We start from the raw sequence: 3,302 nt of genomic DNA, 5'->3' as shown, positions 1-3,302 counted from the left end.
AAAAAAGAATGGTAGCAGTACCATTCAGTGCCATTTGATTAACGTTTTACGTTGATTGATTGGTATCTACTTTAGTATTCAATATTAACTTCTGGCGAAGTTAAACTGTCACAAAACAAAGACCCGTTTGGGTTGTATGGTTAAGTGACTAAGCGTACACGGTGGATGCCTTGGCAGTTGGAGGCGATGAAGGACGTATTAACTTGCGATAAGCCTAGTCAAGCTAGTAAAAAGCGCTTGAGACTAGGATTTCCGAATGGGGAAACCCACCTGCTTGCAGGTATCGTTAACTGAATACATAGGTTAACGAGGCGAACGCGGAGAACTGAAACATCTAAGTACCCGTAGGAAAAGAAATCAACCGAGATTCCGAAAGTAGCGGCGAGCGAAATCGGAACAGCCCTTAAGCTTATTATGTGTTAATGGAAGGCTCTGGAAAGTGCCACGATACAGGGTGATAGTCCCGTACATGAAAAGACATTTTAAGTGAAATCGAGTAGGTCGGAGCACGTGAAACTTTGACTGAATATAGGTGGACCATCATCTAAGGCTAAATACTCCCAACTGACCGATAGTGAACCAGTACCGTGAGGGAAAGGCGAAAAGAACCCCTGTGAGGGGAGTGAAATAGAACCTGAAACCGTGTACGTACAAGCAGTAGGAGCCCACTTGTTGGGTGACTGCGTACCTTTTGTATAATGGGTCAGCGACTTATATTTTGTAGCGAGGTTAACCGAATAGGGTAGCCGTAGGGAAACCGAGTCTTAACTGGGCGACTAGTTGCAAGGTATAGACCCGAAACCCGGTGATCTAGCCATGGGCAGGTTGAAGGTTGAGTAACATCAACTGGAGGACCGAACCCACTAACGTTGAAAAGTTAGGGGATGACCTGTGGCTAGGAGTGAAAGGCTAATCAAACCGGGAGATAGCTGGTTCTCCCCGAAATCTATTTAGGTAGAGCCTCGGACGAATACTTACGGGGGTAGAGCACTGTTAAGGCTAGGGGGTCATCCCGACTTACCAACCCTTTGCAAACTCCGAATACCGTAAAGTAATATCCGGGAGACACACGGCGGGTGCTAACGTCCGTCGTGAAGAGGGAAACAACCCAGACCGCCAGCTAAGGTCCCAAAGTCATAGTTAAGTGGGAAACGATGTGGAAAGGCCCAGACAGCCAGGAGGTTGGCTTAGAAGCAGCCATCCTTTAAAGAAAGCGTAATAGCTCACTGGTCGAGTCGGTCTGCGCGGAAGATGTAACGGGGCTAAACTATGCACCGAAGCTGCGGATTCAGAATTTATTCTGAGTGGTAGGGGAGCGTTCTGTAAGCGGTTGAAGGTGTACCGGGAGGTATGCTGGACGTATCAGAAGTGCGAATGCTGACATGAGTAACGATAATGGGAGTGAAAAACTCCCACGCCGGAAGACCAAGGGTTCCTATCCCATGTTAATCAGGGTAGGGTAAGTCGACCCCTAAGGCGAGGCCGAAAGGCGTAGTCGATGGGAAACAGATTAATATTTCTGTACTCGATATAATTGCGATGGGGGGACGGAGCAGGCTAAACAAGCATGGCGTTGGTAGTCCATGTGAAAGTGAGTAGGTTGGCGACTTAGGTAAATCCGGGTTGCTATTAAGACTGAGACACGAGACGAGTCACTAAGGTGATGAAGTTGTTGATGCCATACTTCCAGGAAAAGCCTCTAAGCTTCAGATTATATGGAATCGTACCCCAAACCGACACAGGTGGTCAGGTAGAGAATACTAAGGCGCTTGAGAGAACTCGGGTGAAGGAACTAGGCAAAATCGTACCGTAACTTCGGGAGAAGGTACGCTCCTATCTGTGATGAGACTTGCTCTCTAAGCGGACGGGAGCCGCAGTGACCAGGTGGCTGGGACTGTTTATTAAAAACACAGCACTGTGCAAAATCGCAAGATGACGTATACGGTGTGACACCTGCCCGGTGCCGGAAGGTTAATTGATGGGGTTATCCTTAGGGAGAAGCTCTTGATCGAAGCCCCGGTAAACGGCGGCCGTAACTATAACGGTCCTAAGGTAGCGAAATTCCTTGTCGGGTAAGTTCCGACCTGCACGAATGGTGTAACCATGGCCACGCTGTCTCCACCCGAGACTCAGTGAAATTGAAATCGCAGTGAAGATGCTGTGTACCCGCGGCTAGACGGAAAGACCCCGTGAACCTTTACTACAGCTTGGCACTGAACATTGAACCTACATGTGTAGGATAGGTGGGAGACTTTGAAGCAGCGACGCTAGTTGTTGTGGAGTCGTCCTTGAAATACCACCCTTGTAGTTTTGATGTTCTAACGTTGGCCCCTGAATCGGGGTTACGGACAGTGCCTGGTGGGTAGTTTGACTGGGGCGGTCTCCTCCTAAAGAGTAACGGAGGAGCACGAAGGTTGGCTAAGTACGGTCGGACATCGTACGGTTAGTGTAATGGTAGAAGCCAGCTTAACTGCGAGACAGACACGTCGAGCAGGTACGAAAGTAGGTCATAGTGATCCGGTGGTTCTGAATGGAAGGGCCATCGCTCAACGGATAAAAGGTACTCCGGGGATAACAGGCTGATACCGCCCAAGAGTTCATATCGACGGCGGTGTTTGGCACCTCGATGTCGGCTCATCACATCCTGGGGCTGAAGTCGGTCCCAAGGGTATGGCTGTTCGCCATTTAAAGTGGTACGCGAGCTGGGTTTAGAACGTCGTGAGACAGTTCGGTCCCTATCTGCCGTGGGCGTTTGAGAATTGAGAGGGGTTGCTCCTAGTACGAGAGGACCGGAGTGAACGAACCGCTGGTGTTCGGGTTGTCATGCCAATGGCATTGCCCGGTAGCTACGTTCGGAACTGATAAGCGCTGAAAGCATCTAAGCGCGAAGCAGGCCTCGAGATGAGTTCTCACTAGACTTTTAAAGTCTCTGAAGGGCCGTTGAAGACTACAACGTTGATAGGCAAGATGTGGAAGTGGTGTGAGCCATTAAGCTAACTTGTACTAATTACCCGTGAGGCTTAACCATACAACGCCAAACGCGTTTTATGCGACAGTTTGACAGAAGTTAATATGACTAAAGTAGAAATTACTTAGAAAGACTTAAAAAATATTATCAGATATTTTCCAAATTCAGTTAGTGCGTAGCGATACGGATTAACGCCCAAATTTGCTTGGTGACAATAGCGTTTTGGACCCACCTGACTCCATGCCGAACTCAGTAGTGAAACGAAACAGCGCCGATGATAGTGTAGCATTTGCTATGTGAAAGTAGGACATTACCAGGCTTCAAATTGTAGAGA

2 rRNA genes are annotated in these 3,302 nt (G+C 48.5%); both read left to right on the top strand.

Going from position 1 to position 3,302, the window contains the following annotated elements:
* Positions 1–138: 138 nt before the first annotated feature.
* A 23S ribosomal RNA gene (locus H5161_RS19840) occupies positions 139–3,028 on the top strand.
* A gap of 144 nt (positions 3,029–3,172) precedes the next feature.
* Positions 3,173–3,287: ribosomal RNA gene (gene rrf, locus H5161_RS19835) — 5S ribosomal RNA — on the top strand.
* The last annotated feature ends 15 nt before the right edge of the window (positions 3,288–3,302 follow it).

Origin of the sequence: Pseudoalteromonas sp. SG43-5 (assembly GCF_014164345.1) — a bacterium.
Taxonomy (GTDB): Bacteria; Pseudomonadota; Gammaproteobacteria; order Enterobacterales; family Alteromonadaceae; genus Pseudoalteromonas; species Pseudoalteromonas distincta.
The sequence above is the reverse complement of the archived record's forward strand: the minus strand, read 5'-3'. Positions and strand labels throughout refer to the sequence as shown.